Annotated in this window: 18 protein-coding genes and 1 pseudogene; 12 read left to right on the top strand and 7 right to left on the bottom strand. The window is 34.4% G+C overall.

Going from position 1 to position 18,954, the window contains the following annotated elements; all coding sequences use genetic code 11:
• Window positions 1-437: pseudogene (locus MKY70_RS29795) on the bottom strand (IS4 family transposase); the annotation flags it as partial.
• Window positions 438-647: 210 nt separating this feature from the next.
• Here MKY70_RS29795 and MKY70_RS29790 point away from each other — a divergent pair.
• Window positions 648-1,556, top strand: coding sequence for a PhzF family isomerase (locus MKY70_RS29790; RefSeq protein ID WP_341026780.1), 909 nt, complete (start codon window positions 648-650; stop codon window positions 1,554-1,556).
• Between the two features lie 740 nt (window positions 1,557-2,296).
• Here MKY70_RS29790 and MKY70_RS29785 read toward each other — a convergent pair.
• Entirely contained in the window at window positions 2,297-3,703 is a 1,407-nt protein-coding gene (locus MKY70_RS29785) for an MFS transporter (RefSeq protein ID WP_341026779.1), read from the bottom strand.
• Between the two features lie 570 nt (window positions 3,704-4,273).
• The gene (locus MKY70_RS29775; protein WP_199710729.1) at window positions 4,274-4,699 is read right to left on the bottom strand and encodes a MarR family winged helix-turn-helix transcriptional regulator; all 426 of its coding nucleotides are present in this window, start codon (window positions 4,697-4,699) and stop codon (window positions 4,274-4,276) included.
• Between the two features lie 189 nt (window positions 4,700-4,888).
• On the opposite strand from MKY70_RS29775, the gene MKY70_RS29770 reads away from it, so the two are divergent.
• The 5 genes from MKY70_RS29770 (at window position 4,889) to MKY70_RS29750 (ending at window position 7,716) form a co-directional block, all read left to right on the top strand.
• The gene (locus MKY70_RS29770) at window positions 4,889-6,319 is read left to right on the top strand and encodes an IS4 family transposase (RefSeq protein WP_341026776.1); all 1,431 of its coding nucleotides are present in this window, start codon (window positions 4,889-4,891) and stop codon (window positions 6,317-6,319) included.
• Between the two features lie 254 nt (window positions 6,320-6,573).
• Window positions 6,574-6,825, top strand: coding sequence for a hypothetical protein (locus tag MKY70_RS29765; protein ID WP_341026774.1), 252 nt, complete (start codon window positions 6,574-6,576; stop codon window positions 6,823-6,825).
• Window positions 6,826-6,851: 26 nt separating this feature from the next.
• Window positions 6,852-7,130, top strand: coding sequence for a hypothetical protein (locus MKY70_RS29760; RefSeq protein WP_341026773.1), 279 nt, complete (start codon window positions 6,852-6,854; stop codon window positions 7,128-7,130).
• Window positions 7,105-7,338, top strand: a complete 234-nt coding sequence (locus tag MKY70_RS29755) for a hypothetical protein (protein ID WP_341026769.1) — start codon at window positions 7,105-7,107, stop codon at window positions 7,336-7,338. The genes MKY70_RS29760 and MKY70_RS29755 overlap by 26 nt, the downstream gene beginning before the upstream one ends.
• A 210-nt stretch (window positions 7,339-7,548) precedes the next feature.
• Window positions 7,549-7,716 (top strand): hypothetical protein, encoded by a 168-nt coding sequence (locus MKY70_RS29750; RefSeq protein WP_002139645.1) that lies wholly within the window; start codon window positions 7,549-7,551, stop codon window positions 7,714-7,716.
• A gap of 59 nt (window positions 7,717-7,775) precedes the next feature.
• Here MKY70_RS29750 and MKY70_RS29745 read toward each other — a convergent pair whose 3' ends face one another.
• Complete coding sequence (locus MKY70_RS29745; protein ID WP_002139643.1) at window positions 7,776-8,048, bottom strand: HU family DNA-binding protein; 273 nt, start codon at window positions 8,046-8,048, stop codon at window positions 7,776-7,778.
• A 242-nt stretch (window positions 8,049-8,290) separates the two neighbouring features.
• On the bottom strand, window positions 8,291-8,485 hold the full coding sequence (locus MKY70_RS29740) for a hypothetical protein (RefSeq protein WP_033713596.1): 195 nt from the start codon (window positions 8,483-8,485) through the stop codon (window positions 8,291-8,293).
• A 379-nt stretch (window positions 8,486-8,864) separates the two neighbouring features.
• Between MKY70_RS29740 and MKY70_RS29735 the strand changes: the two genes are divergently transcribed.
• Window positions 8,865-10,133 carry a Y-family DNA polymerase gene (locus MKY70_RS29735; protein ID WP_341026765.1) on the top strand — a complete coding sequence of 423 codons (1,269 nt, stop codon included), beginning with the start codon at window positions 8,865-8,867 and terminating at the stop codon, window positions 10,131-10,133.
• Entirely contained in the window at window positions 10,130-10,480 is a 351-nt protein-coding gene (locus MKY70_RS29730) for a YolD-like family protein (protein ID WP_341026762.1), read from the top strand. Before MKY70_RS29735 ends, MKY70_RS29730 begins: the two co-directional genes overlap by 4 nt.
• 550 nt (window positions 10,481-11,030) lie before the next feature.
• Here MKY70_RS29730 and MKY70_RS29725 read toward each other — a convergent pair.
• Window positions 11,031-13,202: a hypothetical protein gene (locus MKY70_RS29725; RefSeq protein WP_341026760.1), complete on the bottom strand. Its 2,172-nt coding sequence runs from the start codon at window positions 13,200-13,202 to the stop codon at window positions 11,031-11,033.
• Between the two features lie 685 nt (window positions 13,203-13,887).
• On the opposite strand from MKY70_RS29725, the gene MKY70_RS29720 reads away from it, so the two are divergent.
• The 3 genes from MKY70_RS29720 (at window position 13,888) to MKY70_RS29710 (ending at window position 17,118) form a co-directional block, all read left to right on the top strand.
• Window positions 13,888-15,531, top strand: coding sequence for a peptide ABC transporter substrate-binding protein (locus MKY70_RS29720; RefSeq protein WP_341026758.1), 1,644 nt, complete (start codon window positions 13,888-13,890; stop codon window positions 15,529-15,531).
• A gap of 211 nt (window positions 15,532-15,742) precedes the next feature.
• A complete protein-coding gene (locus tag MKY70_RS29715; protein WP_147740206.1) occupies window positions 15,743-16,966 on the top strand; it encodes an AimR family lysis-lysogeny pheromone receptor in 1,224 nt (407 codons plus the stop codon).
• Window positions 16,963-17,118, top strand: coding sequence for a hypothetical protein (locus MKY70_RS29710; RefSeq protein WP_341026753.1), 156 nt, complete (start codon window positions 16,963-16,965; stop codon window positions 17,116-17,118). The genes MKY70_RS29715 and MKY70_RS29710 overlap by 4 nt, the downstream gene beginning before the upstream one ends.
• A gap of 184 nt (window positions 17,119-17,302) precedes the next feature.
• On the opposite strand, the gene MKY70_RS29705 is transcribed toward MKY70_RS29710, so the two are convergent.
• A complete protein-coding gene (locus MKY70_RS29705; RefSeq protein WP_341026752.1) occupies window positions 17,303-18,346 on the bottom strand; it encodes a tyrosine-type recombinase/integrase in 1,044 nt (347 codons plus the stop codon).
• Window positions 18,347-18,582: 236 nt separating this feature from the next.
• On the opposite strand from MKY70_RS29705, the gene MKY70_RS29700 reads away from it, so the two are divergent.
• The gene (locus MKY70_RS29700) at window positions 18,583-18,942 is read left to right on the top strand and encodes a zinc-finger domain-containing protein (protein ID WP_341026750.1); all 360 of its coding nucleotides are present in this window, start codon (window positions 18,583-18,585) and stop codon (window positions 18,940-18,942) included.
• Window positions 18,943-18,954 lie beyond the last annotated feature (12 nt).

Raw genomic sequence — 18,954 nt, 5'->3', positions numbered from 1 at the left:
CCTCCTGCACCTGGATAAACCGATGAAAATACATCCGGGAGTTGAAATGCAGTTGAATCTAAAATACGAATACGCTTGAAAACAGAAGTGTATGGAGAAGAAATCGGCATAGATGCGGCCAATTTTTTGCTTAGTAGTTCGGCTAGTAGGTGTTGTAAAAGTTGGACGGCCGCCTTATTAAACCGTTGATTCAGTCCCTCAGGACTGATTAGTACTTCTGTTGATGCTTCTAAACAGCTAGATAACTGAGTTAAAGAAGTCATAGCTACATTTTGGCTCACCCATACACATAAAGCTACTAAATCTTTTGCTTGGTACTTACTGGTTCGTTGTACAAAACCAACATCTCTAGCAAGATCCCGTAAGGTATTTGGAGATAAAAAACTATGAATCTCTTGAGCAAATAGTTGTAATTCGTCAGACACAGAAACAGACATAAAAAACGCCATCCTTTCCTATGATTCTACAGAAAGAATAGCGTATTTTTTCATTTTAGGGGGCATTTCTTTTTATTAGCTTGATAGCGATGGGGTCTCGCCACATCGCTATCAAGCTCCTTATAGAAGCAACGGGGGAACTTTAATATAATAAGAATTAAAGATAGTATAAAGGACCAAAAATTAAATATATTAAAGGTGGAAAATGACATGGAAAGAAAGTACCGATTATATCAAATTGATTCATTTACGAAGAAAAAATTATCAGGTAATCCGGCTGGTGTAATAACAAATGCAGATGGTTTATCTTCGGGTGAGATGCAGAGGATTGCTAGAGAGCTTAACAATTCGGAAACGGCATTTATCTTTAAATCAGATAATAGCGAATCTGATGTAAATATTCGTTTTTTTACGCCTACTCATGAGGTCCCTATCTGTGGACATGCGACGATTGCTGCCCACTATGCTCGTGCAGTTGAAAATAGTTTAAATACAGTTAAAGTTTATCATAAAACTGGTGCCGGCATTTTACCAGTGGATGTGATTAATGAAGATAATGATTACAAAATTATTATGACGCAGGGTAGTATAAGTTTTGAAACTGTGATTGAAGGTGTAGCTTTAGAGAATATATTTACAGCTTTCAATATTAGTGAAAATGATTTATTAGAAGATTGTCCAGTACAAATCGTTTCAACCGGGCATTCTAAGGTGATGATTGGAATTAAAAATTCGGAACTTCTTAACCAATTAAACCCTAATATGGATTTACTCACAAAAGTCAGTGGATTAATTAATTGCAATGGTTTCTATGTGTTTACGATGAATGCTCCCGACTCTGATATTTTAATTCATGGAAGAATGTTTGCTCCTGCAATCGGTATTAACGAAGACCCTGTTACAGGTAATGCGAACGGTCCTTTAGGCGCATACTTGATACATCATAGACTTGTCAAACATGATAATACTTTATTTAGTTTTAAAGCAGTGCAGGGCGAAGCTATAAAACGGGCGGGTATCATTGATGTTCAAGTGAAAATTTGTAATCAGGAGCCAGAGGAAGTAAGAATTGCAGGAAATGCTGTAATCGTATTTAAGTCCGATTTATTACTTGATTAGCAATTCATATGCAAAGTTCGAATCGTAAATGGAGGTCTTTATTAATATAAATTTCAGTCATTGTAAACTGTAAATCATAATAAAGTTATTTCTATGACGGGGAATTTGTGAAATAACACATTCAAACAAAAAGGTGCTTTTGTTAAATAGAATAAATAAGAAAAGTAAACACCCCCAAAACAAAAAAATGAGCTGACCTCTCAAAATAACTAACTGTAGAGAAAGAAAATTTTCATTTAGGGGGTACTTCAAAATCTTATCTTGATGGCGATGTGGAGGGACCCCATTGCCATCAAGATAAGAAAAGCAAATACCCCCAAGATGAAAAATCAGCTGTTTTCTGTAAAAAATATACAAAATTTTCATCTTGAGGGTGTAAATTCTTAAGTTGATGGGCATAGGGTATCGCCACATGCCTATCAAGCTAAAAAATGGTATCCATAAAAAGAAAAAAACGCTATTCTTTTTGTAGAAATATACAGAAAGGATGGCGTTTTTGTATGAATCTATTGATTCAAGATGAGTTTCATTTATTCGCTAAAGAACTAAAGCGATACCTATCTCCACATGTCCTTCAACAACTCGCACAGAAGACCGGATAGTATGTGATGGTATCCCAGTCCTAGCCCATTAGAATTATTAGAAGCTGGATTAATTTTTTAAACTTCAAGTCTATTTTTTAAAGCACCGTAGCCGAAGCGTTAAACCTTAATATTATGCATTTCTGGGCTCACCGAACATCATTTCGGTATGGATAAGTCGTCCTCAGAGGCTAATTTCGTCTGTTTTATACGAAAGGATATCGACAAACTCAGAATGACGAAAAACAATTGAAGAGACAAAGCCAACAGAATTCCCGTTAACAACCCCAAATTTAGCGATTGACTAACGGCAATGAAAGCACCGCCGATTCCTATACTCAAACCCGGACTGAATGCGTCTGTAAATTGAAGGCTGGCAGATATCTCCCCTTCTTCACCTGCATTCGCATGCTGCAACGCAATAGCTCCGGTGGTTGGATGTGCTAACCCTATACCAAATCCGATGAAAATTTGCGAAATCACTGCAAATACGATTCCCCCTCCGGGCAGACCTACAGCTAGCATAACAGCGGCAACACCAATGACCATAAAACAAATACCAGCCGTTACCCGTTTGTTTCGACCTGCCCCGTGGTCTTTGGCATCAAGCTTTGACTGGATCCAAGCTGCCATCGACCAACTTAATGCACCCGCCGCCACAATTAACCCAGCCAGATCTGCAGGCATTTTTTTCACTTCTGTCAATGCTAGGACAACATAACTTTCGGTAGCAGTATAACAAGCGACAAACAAACCTCTTGACGCAATAGTCGCAGGCAAACCTTTCCTTGCACTAAAAGTACCCCCGGGCAGCAACTTTCGCAAAGGTTGGATCATGAAAAGCACCCCCACCGCCGAAAGTACCATACCCTTCCAATCGGTTATAGAACCAAGGCCCATCATCAACAAGCCCGTTCCAATGGCCAGCACCACCGCATATCCTTCTTTCCGGATATTTTTAGAAGCTTCTTTTTCCTTCACCGAAAATTTGCGATAAGCGGGAAGCGTCAGCACTACAGCCAAACCAATGAAAGGAAGCACCATCCAAAAAACAACTCTCCAGGAGAAAAACTCAGCTAAAAGTCCAGCGATATAGGGTCCAATTAAGGCAGGTAAAATATAAGCACTTGAAAACATTGCAAGTATTTTCGTTCTCAGCTTATCGGGATAGCCTAAAGTAATGCTATAATATACGCATGTAATGATTGCTCCTGCGCCAAACCCCTGAAACACTCTCCCTACGATTAGCATAACCATGTTCACCGAGGTGGCCGCAATAACAATGCCAATCACGAAAAAAAGAATCGATGCCATAAACGATGTAAAAACGCCGTTTTTGTTAATTCGCTGACCTATAATCATGGTTCCGACGATTTGTGCCAAAAGAAAAGAACTGAATATCCAGCCATACAAATGAAGAGCATGCAAATTTCGCGCTAAATTTGGAGCAATAGTGGTAATCGCCAGTCCTTCAAATGCCACGGTAGTCACAGCAAGTATGATCCCTATAGTCAGAGCTCTATACTTGGCGTCAAAAATCCCGATACTTTTATCTAATATATCCATCCTGTATCCTCCTCATTATTGTTGTCGTAGCAATACTTGACACGACAAGTATTTAATCTGTTAATATATTTTCTATAAAAAAACGTAGAAATAGTAGTCTTGATTATAATGGTTGTAGCAACTATCTATCCCATCTATTAACACTTACTAGTCCGACTCATCGATTCTATCAAGTTTCTTTTAAAACACCTAAATATTTACTCCACAGCCCACGTAGAGAGTGATTCCCTTAATATAACGACACCGAAATCATGATGCCAACCTTTGAATTCGATTAATTTTAAATATATCATTTTTTCTGACTTTTAATCAGGGTGAGAAAAACAATCAAATGAGGGAAACGGTTTACTTTCATATACCTTAAGCATAAATTCTAATCGCGGTATCCAATTATTTTTCTCTCCCTTAATGAGATGCTCAATCACTTCATGGACATTCCAGGTTTCTTCACCTTCATTGCAACTCTCGGATAAACCGGATAAAAAAATACTCCAATGTGTGTGGTGTACGCTCGAGTACCTCAATCCCTTCTTTTAAGATTGAAATGCATTCATCTACTCTTCTCTCTGATTATAAATCCTTTACATTGTTATACATTACAGAAAGAATTCTCCTAAATGTTTCTACTTCCTCTTCAGACAAACCCTTGATGGTGTTCTTATACGCCTCTATGGATGGAGAAAGGATGTCATCTTTACTTTCGCGACCTTTAGGAGTCAAATATACACGTAAAGACCTTCGATCAGTTTCATGGACTACACGATAAATAAATTCCTTCTTCTCCAGTTTGAAAAGCATTCGTGCAACGTTTGTCTGATCCTTGTGCAGTCTTTCAGCAAGCTCTTTTTGGGTAATCCCTTCTTTTTCCCAAAGAACGACCAATATTTCCCACTGATCCACAGTAATATCAAAAGGATTCACCACTTTTTGATAATAGTTATTCAGCTTAAGAGCCGCACGCTGTACATTAACACCCATATATTTTTCTAATTCCATGGTCGGCCCCCTTTATAATAGACATGACTATAGTTGCTACGATTATTATATTCGCGTCTCTTTCCATTGTCAATTTCCCTAAAATAAGGTACCGTCACATTGCTATCAAGCTAAGATAAATTTGTATCCATATAATCAAAAAAACGCTATTCTTTTTGTAGAAATATACAGAAAGGATGGCGTTTTTGTATGAATCTATCGATTCAAGATGAATTTTATTTATTCGCTAAAGAACTAAAGCGATACCTATCTCCACATGTCCTTCAACAACTCGCACAGAAGACCGGATTTGTAAAACGTAAAAGCAAGTATGGCGCACGAGATTTGACTGCTTTATGTATTTGGATCAATCAACATGTAGCAAGTGATTCTCTCACTCAATTATGTAGTCAGCTTTATGCAAATACAGCTACACTAATAAGTCCTGAAGGACTGAATCAGCGTTTTAATCCAGCAGCTGTCGTATTTCTTCGAGAAGTTTTTACTTCTCTTCTCACACAAAAACTCTGTTCAAGTCACTCACTTTCTGCATATATAATCTCTACTTTCAATCGTATCCGTATTCTAGATGCAACTGTGTTTCAACTGCCTAATCAATTCGCCACTGACTATCAAGGGTCAGGTGGGAGTAGTAATAAGGCAGGCGTAAAAATCCAATTAGAATATGATTTACTTAGTGGTCAATTCCTTAACGTGCAGCTTGGACCAGGGAAAAATAATGATAAAACATATGGTACATTCTGTCTTAAAACCATAGATGCAGGCGATTTGTGTTTACGTGATCTTGGTTACTTCGATTTAGGAGACTTACATGCCATTCATGATAAAGAGGCTTACTATATCTCGCGGTTGAAGTTGAATACACGCATATATACCAAAAATCCTGAACCAGAATACTTCAACAATGGTACGTTAAAAAAGCAAACAGAATACATCCAGGTTGATATGACACAAATACTATCTGGTCTAATCCCTGGTGAAACGATGGAAATCCCTGAGGCATACATTGGCCAAAATCAGAAACTTCCGGCACGTGTCATTATCCATCGTTTAACCGATGATCAAAAACAAACACGTCTGAAAAACCAAGCAATACGTGAAAAGAAGAAAGGCATTGTCATGAAGGATAAAAGTAAACGTTTAATGGGCATGAATGTATATATCACGAATACGTCGCTAGAAGAAGTACCGACAGACTACGTGCATTCATTATATTCACTTCGTTGGCAGATTGAAATTTTGTTTAAAACGTGGAAATCATTCTTTGAAATTGATGAATGTCAAAATATAAAGAGAGAACGCCTAGAGTGTCATTTTTATGGACAACTCATCGGTATTCTCCTCTGTTCTTCTACGATGTTTCAAATGCGTCAGTTTCTGCTTAAAAAGAAAAAGCAGGAGCTGAGTGAATATAAAGCCATATATATGATTAAAGATTACTTCCCATTACTGTTTCAAGCGATAGCCGTTGGCACAGAAGAACTTTTAAAAATTCTCCATTGCCTTTATCAATTGCTCAAAAAGAATGGTCGTAAATGTCATCGGTATAAAAAGATGACCGTCTTTGATATTCTAGGGATTGTGTATAAGACGACAGTGAAACATAGACAAGCTGCCTAGCGAAAAAATCACGTTTTAATAGGCTTCTTTAGCATGCCTACTTTTTTATTACTTGCTAGTTTTGAAACAAGAATCAATTCGTACCTAGTAATTTATCTAGTTAGCTTGATGGGCATGTGGAGGGACCCCTAATAGACAAATTACTTAATAAAAATAGACGAAACTATATTTATAAGCTCCATAAATTCCACCTGGAAATAAAAGTAAGCCTATGACCTATTTTTACACGTATCTCGGTCGAACCCCGAGTAGGAATGAGAAGTTTAGAAGAAATCGCAATGGAATATATAGAAATTGAAATGTGTGAAGGAAGTCATAGCAAAAGCAAAGATGAATATGATAATGAATTAGATTTTTATCTTGAAAATGTAACGAATTCAGAGGGTTCTTATGAAACCTACTTAGCTAATAGTCTTTCAAAAGAAGAGTTAGATCACCACGATGTAATTGAAGTATGGAATGCTATCGAAAAAGGAATAAAAGAAGCTGTGGGGAAAAGAAGATAATATTCTTTCATATAGGTGAGTGACGAATGCAATATACAAAAGAAGAGTTACTCTTGATTATTCAGTATAAAGCAAAAGAATTTTCAACGTACGGTACTCGCAAAGTTTATACCAAACAAGGATTAGCAGAAAAATTAAAGCGTGTATATAGAGTGAATGAGGGACGTATTCCAATACGTCGTTTCAATGAATTTGGATTATGTGCTAGCACACTCCTGCGGTATTTCCAAACAACCAAGATAAACGAAATATGGGAAGAAATAGAGAAGGAGATTAAGCATGACAATAAAAGCTTACGGGAATAGGGAAATCAGCAAAGTAGTTTTCTCAGGAAATCCTACAGCATTATCAGTATGGCTTAAGAAACGAAATGATCGTACGAAAATACACGCTGCACTTCCAAAAGCGTATGTGGAGCTAGGAACAAGAAAAGGATGGACACAAGAACAGATAGAGAACTGGGCTAAAGAAAATGGCCTAAAATGTGATTGGTCACAAGTAGAGGAATTATAGAAGAGACTAGATTCCACTGAAAAAAATACAAAGCATCGCAACTTTATTTCAAATATACAGTGCACTAACAATTGTTATTTTCGGAATTTAACAAATATGATATAATTTATGTTAAGCGATGTTTCTTAAAAGTAAATGGTGGTTCAAGTTAGGGGAAGGGCACTCATACGGGTGCCTTTTTCTTTAGAAATCATTAAAGGAGAGTGCAACATGACTATTATCAACTTGGATGATTTTCGAAAACAAAAAGAAAAACAAGTGGTGACGATACCAATCATTGAACGGATATACAAAGAAGATGGCGAGGTTAAGATTGAAGTATCTGGAGAACGCAAAGTTTCTAAAGCCTGGTTAAACAGACACGATAAGCAAGTATAATATGTCACTAAAGAAAAAGGACCTGATATGAATATCAGATCCTTTTTCACTATGTATAATTATTTCACTGCTTCTTTTAATTCTTTTCCGGCTTTAAATGCAGGTGCTTTAGATGCAGCAATTTGCATTTCTTCACCTGTTTGTGGATTACGTCCTGTACGTGCAGATCTTTCACGCACTTCAAATGTACCAAAACCAATAATCTGTACTTTCTCTTCATTTGCAAGAGCATTTGTTATAGCATCTAATACAGCTTGTGTTGCTGCAGCTGCATCTTTTTGTGTAAGTTCTGCTTTTTCTGCTACCATTTTTGTTAATTCGGTTTTATTCATTTTTTGCACCTCTTTGAATGTAATAAGAAATTATTATAACGTACCTACGTTTCTGATGTAAATAAGATATATAGAAAAATCCCTAGCAAGAGCTAGGTACGATTCTGTGTGATAGTAGTACCAAGGAAACTAATCTCAGCATACAGTTAACATTTAGATGTTTATATTAAGAAATATAAAGCGGTGTTTCAGAGTATATATTTGTTGCTGTATATTCTAAATTTAATAATATCCTTCCAAACTCATTTCATTTTAGAAGGATATTTCCAATCTTTTTCTGTTCCTGCTTTTGGAGTAGACTTAGACGTTTTTTGAGGAAGGGTTTGTTTCTCTATCTTATCCAATCGCTCTTCTACTTTTTCTATTGCTTCTTTTGTTTCTTTCAGCTCTAATTTAATTTCCGTCAACAAACGCAATATAGCGTCTCCTTTTGTCATTTTCAAAGCCAAGCACCCCTTCATATATTCGTTCAAAAGAGTTTATATAGTTAGCATTTTACCATATCGACCTTAATACAAAAAACAAGTATTGATGCCACAAAGAAAAGACACTCTCCTTTGAGTGTCTTTTCTCCAACTTGAACCATCTTAATTCTAATAACATCCACTTCTTCTTACAATTACAAATATATCAGCAATCTTTCAAATCACATTCATTTTACCATATTTCTCTATAAAAATTTTTGAGAAATATGATATATAACTATTTTAAATTAAAATCTAGCAAAAAACGAACGTATTTTCGTAAAATAGGTTGAATATTTGGGTTGAGTAGGAATATAATAAGAACAAACGTTCTATAGAGGGGGATAATAAAGTGTATGACTATTCACTTTGCCCAAACGATACAGTATTTTGCCTAGACCTTGTTTCTTTTTTCGCATCAGTTTCTTGCGTGAAATTAGGTTATGATCCACTACAAACAAAGTTAGCGGTAGTTAGCGATAAGACAAGACCAGGTTCTGTTGTTTTAGCTGCTACTAAACCCTTAAAAAAATTAGGTATAAAGCAGGGCAGTCGGCGATACGATCTAGATAATATACCAGGTGTAATAGTTGTAAATCCGCAAATGGACACATACATACGGTGTTCAAACTATATAGCGAAGATTATATTACAGTACGTTCCCCCCGAATTTTATTTTCAATACAGCATCGATGAGTGCTTTATACAGACTGACAAGATACTGCCTCTTTTTGCTGATAGTCCCAGAGAATTTGCTGTAAAACTGCAGCACGAAATATATAGAAAAACAAGGGGAATATCCGCCGCAGTTGGAATAGGAAAAAACATGCTCATGGCAAAGATAGCACTGGATGTGACCGCTAAACATAGTCCAGATCTAATAGCGGAGTGGGATTATAGTGATGTCCCCACAAAAATTTGGTCAATACGTCCATTAAGTAAGTTCTGGGGAATATCGACAAAAATAGAAGCGAAGTTAAATAGGAAGGGAATACATACAATAGGTGACTTAGCTCATTATCCTTTAAAATATTTGCAGCAGGAATTCGGGGTTATCGGAACTGATTTACATCTTCATAGCCATGGAATTGACTTTAGCCGTATTACGGATACATACAAACCAAAATCAACTTCCATTGGTAAGAGTCAAATTCTAATGCGTGATTATAAACTTGAAGAAATACCGGTTATTCTGCTAGAACAGATAGAAGAGGTTTGCTACCGTATGAGAATAAAACATAAACTCGCTCGAACTGTTCAATTCTCCGTAGGTTACAGTCGTTCGTATGGCGGTGGTTTTAGAAAAAGTGTAACATTTGAGCGGCCAACTTGTATGACAATGGATATATATCATATATGCCTAAAATATTTGATGCAGTTGCATACAGGCGAACCTATTAGAAGTATCAGTATTTCTCTGACTAACTTAGTAAGTGAAGGTGAGGAACAAATTTCTATATTTGATGATGTAAAGAAGAGAGAGCAACAAGTTAAATTAACAAGAGCTTTAGATGAGATACGAACTCGGTTCGGTAAAAATAGCATTTTAAGGGCTATATCTTACACACCACATTCCACGATTAAATACAGAAATACCCTAATAGGAGGCCATCAAGCATGAGAGAAACAAATATACCGCGAGGCAGGGGAATTGAAAAGTGGAGCCCCTTTTGCAGTATGCCAGAACAGTTTGCTGGGCTGCATCAATTAATACAGGATCAAACAAAAGTGTCCAAACCAATATTAGATTTACAAAAATCTGAAGAAATAAATCAAGTTTTAATACAAGCCATACAGACAAAAGAAGAAGTTGATCTCTGGCATTATAAAGATGGAATTATCCTATATAAGATTGTTAGCATTCATAAGTTTGATTCTATAAATAAGACATTAGTTGTTACTGACGCATTTGGTTTTAACAATCCATTGTACTTAGATGATATTGTAGAGTGTAGCATACACAGCTAATGAAAAAAGGTATGGTGGGGCCCCAATGCTATCAAAGGTTCTACTTCTTCTGTTCAATCTCCTACAGCAAAATGGGCGAAAATGTGATAAAAACCATAAGTTTGTTATGGAACTGATTTTTAAGCATATTTCAGTCAGTTTTGATAGAAATAAATAAAATGCCATAAACAGTCGTTTATGGCACTTGTTAGATAGAATTTAACGCTAATTGGAGTACAGCCAACGTACTTACATAAAACTCACGCTAAGGATTGTTTATATCGTAACAATACGTTTTTGTTACGTTTTGTATTTAAAAATATGAAATATCCTAACCGTTGAACTAGCTGTAACAAAATACTGTATCAAAAATAATTTGTAACAGAATTAGTAAAAAACCTTTTTGTTACACAGAAATCTGGTAATCGAAATAAAATACAGACTATGACTCGAAATTACATGTATCTCGGCTGAACCGCACCCTTGCATCAAATTTCGTTTCAAAAACAGTATTTAATAATATATTTCACTCTAATTTGTTCTTGAAATTTTAACTTATCAAAGTAAAAATTCATTTAGGCCAACTCGGAGGCTTGAGATTCCCTACATTTATATGCCCTAAATCTATATTTCCAGGTGACCACTCTGGTGGTATCGTAAAGTTAGGTACATTTATCTTCTTTAATTCTTCAACTGTATAACCACCTGAAATTAAAACTTTTGCAATATCCTCAGATTTGTCCTTATATCGTTCTAATTTCGTTAACAATTCTACCGCTAATTGAGTAGTTACACCTAAATCCTTCAATACTTGCCCTATAGGATTAACGAAATATAAGAGGTTACCATTAAACCAATCGAACAATTTCTCTATTTCTATATCCTTAAAATGATTACGTATTTCATCTAATACCTCATTAATGATTACATTCTCGATTTGTTCTAATGTAGTAAATACTGTATCGGTATTTACGCTTAAATTTAATGTTTCATTTAATACTGATATATTTACTTTAAAGGTAGTGTGACAATCGTTCACTGATACATTAAGTGAAGCATTGAAAATACAATATAGATATACATTGAACGTACATGTACCAAAATCTAAAATTTTTATAGATATTATTTTTTCATCGAATCTAAAAGCTCCATCTAGATTTACAGAAATTTGATTAGAATTAATTAATTCACACCTACAGGATCGCGTGCCCCACTCTTTTTGAAAATTTTCATCATTCGGACTAAATGTGATATTTCCATCTTGATTTCTAGAGGCATTCACAGTAATCTTAGGTGAGCGAAACATGGTGAGTCCAATATCTATATTCAAAACATAGTTTCCAGATTCTGATTGATACGTAAAAGAAGGGCCTTTATCGCTACTTGAACTATCTTCTAGAACTATCATACCATTACAAAAATTCAATTTCTCCATTTCGCCACTAATTGCAAAGTTCAAATCCCCTTTCAAATAAGTATGCATTTTCACATCAAATGTAGCTAAACTTCCATCCACATACATTCCTAAACCAGGCGGGAATGTTATTGAAGAATTTTTTGGACTTTGAACAGGAGTTGGACCTAATATAAAATAGATTTCAAAGTCTCTGACCTTTATTTCATCAAGTAATGGAGCTAAGTTAACTATATTTCCACTATCAGGCCATTTTAATATAATACGCCTAAAAAAAGAATCAATTAATTTCGTCATAGTAATATCATTTCCACTACTATGATGCAACCTGCCAACAAAGGCTGTAGGTAGCGTACCATTCACCAATTCTAATTCTTCGACATTTAATACTATTTGATCGTCTGGATTTTCTCCACTTTTAATTGTCCCAGACAAATTAATTTTAAAACCTTTAGGATCTACTGCATAGCTCGCAGCAAGGTCACTAATTGTTATTAAAGGAATTCCAAGTGGATTTATCCAGTCTTTTGATAGCTGATGTGCACTGTTCCATACTCCAGTTAGTCTAAATACAAGTCCCAATGACCCCTGTTCTAAAAAATTTACCCCTGTTTGAAATAATAAAGTATCTCTTCCTATATCTATCTGCATGTTGCAAGATAGTTCGAATTGTGACATTGTAAAATAAATTTCTATGCCATCAAATTTAATAGAACCTTGAGTTGATGGAACATCATAAATTGCTTTTACTTGTGATATATTTCCTGTATTATATTTAATTACAAGTTTCATTGTCTTGGGTATATTTAATACTCCTCTAAGGGTTTCTATAACTCCACCTGTAAACTCAATTTCTGAAAACAACATACACCCTTGAAAATTAAGAGGTAGTCCATTTATTTCTTGAATATTTTTGTGAATGGGACCTCCTGTTGAAAGCACAAATCCAGGGTTATGGATACTATATCCAATTCCCGACATACTCCCTAAATCGTTAAGTAATTTTTTTAATTGTGGTACTTTGTCATATAACCAATCTTCAGGAAAGCGTACAATACAATGATATTTTACTTCTTCATTAACGATACTGAATTCAATTAGTGAATTCACATTAATTGAATTGATATTACTTGTTCCTTCCACCTGGATGTAAGACTCTGTAGGTTCAACAATACTACTCATGGGTTTCACAACTAATTCGCCATTTAGCAATTCTGAAAATACCCCTTGTGAGATATCATTACCAACAATGCTTGGTGTAAATGTAAAGGAAGATTCCTCATCGTTTGTGAATAGTTTTACTTTATTTTTTAATTCTTCAAAATTCATTTCCAACCCCCTAACACTAGAATTTATAAAAGTTAGTATGGTCCTTTCAAAACAAAATAATCCCGTCTCATAGTAGCTTCATTTATAGGGGGACTAATCATTCACCTCATAAATAGTTTTTTTAAGTACTGGTTCTGGTTCAATAGAAGGATAATGAACTTGAACATCTTTGGCTTTTTAATTTATATAGTCAAATAATATAATTTTAATCTGCGACATGTTGTGCTATCCCTTCAGTAAAGTTTTCATTGATATTCTAGGGTTTTAAAGCAAAAAACACCTTAATTCTAGGCAATCTAATGCTTCCTCTTATGGCAAACTTATGAGTCAAAAAACAGAAAATCTCACAAATATGAGTGTGATATGAACCATAAGTTTGCCATTCCGTTAAAGACATATAAATATTAAGTGTAAAGATAGTAAGGATTGAATGTCCCTACTATCTTTTTTTAACTATAAGTACAACTTAAAAATATATTTTAGTGATTGACACAATAATCTCTAGAATGCTACGGTTTTAATGGTAAAGTAATAAGAGGTTTAATGTTTAGATACTACATATATGATGAGAAAAGGTGTCGGAATACTTTTAGAGAAAGGAAATCTCTCTTCTTATAGTCTTTAAAATTCAATATATAGATAATCTGATTAAGTGAACCGTACATATGGAGAGGAAGAACGTAAGATGTTTAAAAAAGTTACATCGGTTGTAGCTTCTATTATAGGAGCTAGTCTGCTACTAACAGCTTGTAGTAGTGGAGAAAAAGAGACAAAAAACAAAGCAAAGGCAACTGAAAAGAATGAAACAAAAAAGTCCATTCATTTACCGTATATTGCAGAGATTCCAACTATGGATGTGACTAAGGCAACTGACGGTGAATCTATGAACGTAATGAAAAACGTGTTTGAAGGATTGTATGCGTTGGGGGAAGGAAATAAGCCAATACCAGCAGTAGCGGAATCTTATGCAGTGAGTGAAGATAAAAAAACATACACTTTCCATCTAAGGGATTCAAAATGGTCAAATGGAACACCTGTAACAGCCGAAGACTTCGTATTTTCTTGGAAACGTGCTGTAAATCCTGATACAGCGGCAGAATATGCGTTTTTATTCTTTGATATAAAGAATGCAAAGAAAATTAATAGTAAAGAGCTACCTGTAGATCAGCTAGGGGTAAAAGCAATAGATGATAAAACATTAGAGGTGCAATTAGAGCAGCCTGTCCCTTATTTCATAGATTTGACAACGTTCGCAACGTTTTTACCGATTAATGAGAAGTATTTTGAATCAAAAGGGAAGCAGTATGGTTTAGAAGCAAATCAATTGGTTTATAACGGAGCATTCACATTGGATAATTGGAAGCATGAACAAGGTTTTCAGTTGAAAAAGAACCCGAATTATTGGGATGCTCAAACAGTTAAGTTAGACGAAATCAACTTTGATATTGTAAAAGATAAATCAACAGAAATAAATCTATATGAATCAGGTCAAATTGACCGTGTAGGACTAACAGGTGAGTTTGTAGATAAATATAGAAAGAATCCCGACTTCAAGGAACGTTCTGAAGTAACGGTGCAATTCCTACGTATGAATCAAAAGAATGAAGTATTAAAAAATAAAAATGCTCGTTTGGCGATTAGTCAGGCAATGAATAAAAAAGCCTTTGTTGATACAGTGTTAAACAATGGTTCTCTTCCTGCGTATGGTTTTATACCATCTGATTTTGCTAAAGGATCAGACGGAAAAGACTTCCGAAAAGAAAATGGTGAATTAGTAAAAGATGATGTGGATGCAGCGAAGGGAAACTGGAAGAAAGCAAAACAAGAACTTGGGAAAGAACAGGTAACACTAGAATTACTAACAAGTGATAATGTATTTGCCAAGAAAAATGCGGAGTACTTAAAAGGTGAGCTAGAAAAGAATTTAGAAGGGTTAACGGTCAATGTTAAGCCGCAGCCACGCAAACAACAAATTCAATTACTTCTAAACAGTGATTATGATTTAGGTGTTGATGTATGGTCGTCTGATATTCCTGATCCTATTACATTTTTAGATTTATTCACGACAGATAGTACATATAACTTTGATAAGTATTCAAACAAACAATATGATGAACTAATTCATCAAGTAAAAACAAACTTAGCTGATGATGAGAAATCTCGTTGGGAAGCGATGAAACAAGCTGAGAAAATTTTATTAGAAGATGGAGCGGTAGCACCTTTTTACCAACTGGGTAGATCATACTTACAACGTTCTTCAGTCAAAGGTATTGTAACGAATGATTTTGGTGGGGAATTTAACTATAAGTTTGCTGAAATTAAGAAATAGGTAAAAAAAGGAGTCGATATATATCGACTCCTTTTAGTTTGCCGTTTAATACACCTATGCACAATTGCATATACAGTTATCCCGTTATCCCGACTACAAATAACAAAATTTTTGATATGATTATGGTAAAATACGATATACTAACATTAGGTTTAACTAATATAATGAAAGATATTGAGGTATTCTTTTTTAGATTAGAAGGGAAAATAATATGAATGAAAAGCTTAAGAGAGAAGATAAAATTTTAGAACAAACATTAAACAAATTCTTGGGTAGAATTATTGATGAGATTGATTTCCAAAGAAAAAACCAAGAAGATATTGCTAAAATAATGGGTATTTCTCCTGGAACTCTTTCTAAGAATTTAACTGGAAAAAATCAATTTGGATTTTGGAATCTAATTAAATTACTTAATATATTATATGCGGGTGATATTAATAAACAAAGAATGATGTTACACATCTTCTGTTCTGTCACAACAAGCAAGATAAACTTGAGGATTGCCATGGAATACGCCAATGCAAAAGGTGATTTATCACTTCTTAAGCTATTAGTGGAACAAGAGAGAAAGTCCTCACTCGCAATGAATAGAGAATGGGCTTATGTATATGAATTAGTATTGCTTAGAAGTAATGGAACAATTAAAAAGCAGGAATTGTTATCTAAGCTTGAAAATCATAAAGGGAGTAAGATAATTAAGACAAACGAGATGAAAGTCTTATGTGGTATATTAACTTACTACACTATGTATGATTTAGAAAACTATAATTCTCTGTTCGAATATGCTGAAATGTTACTTCCAGATGTAGATGCAATTACTGATAGTTTTATTAAGTCATCTTATTTAGGTAGGATTAAAGAAGGATTAGCGTATGCCTATTTAGTACAAGATAATCTTGAAATGACTAGGAGTTTATGTCAGGAGATTTTAGCAATAGATGACCCTAAAGATTGTTTCCATCTTTTAAGGGCATCAGCACTTGCGTATATAGCAGAGTCATATACCTTTGATAGCTATGATAGTGCATCTTGGTATATGAAGAAGGCACTAAAGCAGTTAGGATTATGTAATTTTGAAAGGGAAAAACAAAGAAAGCAATCAATTCTTAACACATATGCTTTTATTAAGTTAGTAAATAAGCAAGAATTAGAGAATTTAGTTATATATCATTCTGCGGAAAAAGCTTTTTTAGAGATTATTAAGGGGAATTTCAAAAATGCAGTTGAGATCCTGAGTGATTTAGAAAAGAAAAATAGTATGCTAACACCAATGCAATATTGTTATTTAGGAATAGCAAAGAATGATATTTCATTAATTGAAAAGTCGATTATGTTACTAGAGTGTGCTGGTAATAGGTTCTATTGTAGATTCCCTAGAAAAATAGTGGTAGAATTTAATAGAAATGGTATAATGTGCGAAGGTGGTGCTATATGAAGAAAATATTATTTGTATTAACAAGTATCGTTTTGGCGGCAGGAATTGTTTACACCGCTGCTGGTAGTAAAAAGCAACCAAACAATTTAGTGAAAAAAGATTCAGAACAATTATTAGCTAGAATGGGTGACCCTGGAAGTGGAATGGGTTAACCCTTAAATAATTCGAATGCGATTGTCTCAATAGAGGCAATCGCATTTGTTGTTTTTAGGGATATTTCCTAAATATCGATTTTGAAATTCGAGAAATGTTTGTGAAAGATTCACAAACTAATAACTATATCTGAATCAGTATTTTAAACTATAAAATCGAGATTCTTTCTATTATATATACTTACTAAAATAATGAATTTCCTATATCTATTGTGGCCAAGTTTTGGCGTCTTGTACGTTCCCTTAAATAACGTTCCGTCGTCATAATCGATTCATGTCCTAAATAGTCACGTATTTTCTTAAGCTCAACACCTTTTCCCATCAAATGATTTGCAAAGAAGTGCCTGCAGGTATGGGGAGTAATTCTATCTTTTCGGTAACGTAGAAAGGGTAAGTTTGTTTCTTCAATTTTTTCTGCTACATATTTTGATAAGTAGTCGGCTCTATAATGAAAGCCATCCGCTTTTGGTAGAAAAGCAGATGAACTAGAGACATCTAATTTTCCTGTTTGTCTACGTAATTGACGAAGACGACAGATATCGTCGAGTACATCTTCAAAGATACGAACTTCCCTTGTTTTATTTCCTTTTCCAACTACACGTAAGAGATACACGTTTAAAGAAGGATGGAATGCAAGATCAGCCCATTTCGCGTTAGCAACTTCTTCAATCCGGAGTCCAGTAGTCGTAAGAAGGAAAAACAAGGAATACATAAAGAAATTTGTTTTCTTCAGTGTATCTAGTATTTCATTTACTTCTTCAGGAAAGAGGTCACGGTTGACCAGTTCTTCTTTTTTTACAGATACTTTTTTGAGACGACTACTATAGTCATCTGAGAGACCAGTGTTGGCATAAACGTACTTTAGAAACTGCTGGACTACCGTTTTCTTTCGACGTAATGTAGTGGCAGCATACTTCTTACTTAGTTGATAGAAGTAGATTTCCATCTCATTATGGGATAAATCGTGAATGGTTCCGATTGTTTCTTTTATGTAGCGAAGAAAATGAGACAGATCATGCAGATAAATCTTTTTTGTTCGTTCACTTCTTTTTTTCGTTAAAGAAGGTTCATCGTGTAGAAATAAATAAACCAATGATTCTTCGCTTAATTTAGAATAGTCAATATTCCGGATGCCCATACCCATAATTTTTTCAAAATGACTGCTATCAAAAAAATCTGATTTTGATTGTACGAGTTGGTTATTATGTTCGTAATTTATAATATTCAAATTTACACACAACCTTTAATAGAATGAAATAGTAAACATATATTTTTATATAAATTTTATGATTCTAATTATACCACAATAAACAGATTATTTATTGTGGTATATAGTTATATTGTTAAATTAATTATTTTACTATTCATTTACTATTTATTATAATTGTCTTATTGGTTAAATAGTTTATTTAACTATTTTATAGTGATTGCACTTTCTGAATTTAAAGTAAAGGAGGAACACTTATGAAATATAAGCGAAAAGCAATTATTAATGAAATATCCTATCTTGAATCAACATACTGTATGAATTGTCCGCTACTCAATGAAAATATTAATAAAAAAAGAAAAGGTGGATGCAGAAAGCAAAGAAATAATATACAATGTGTAGGTTGTCCCGTAAATGATGCAATTCGGGCATGGGGCAACAAATTAGAATCCTTATCACAGCAGCATACTTTTAATAAAGTAAGGGAATTATACCTTGATAATCCTTATGAGTATTTGCAGTATAAAGAATATCCTATAGAATTAATTGTAGAGGAACTAGGTATAACTAAATATGAATTGCGAAGAAGGAATCAAACGAAGGTAGACAGCACGTGAAAATGAGGTGTT

It is taken from the genome of Bacillus sp. FSL R9-9492 (assembly GCF_038007365.1).
Lineage (GTDB): Bacteria > Bacillota > Bacilli > Bacillales > Bacillaceae_G > Bacillus_A > Bacillus_A mycoides.
Note: the sequence above shows the minus strand (reverse complement) of the source record. Positions and strands in the feature narration are given on the sequence as shown.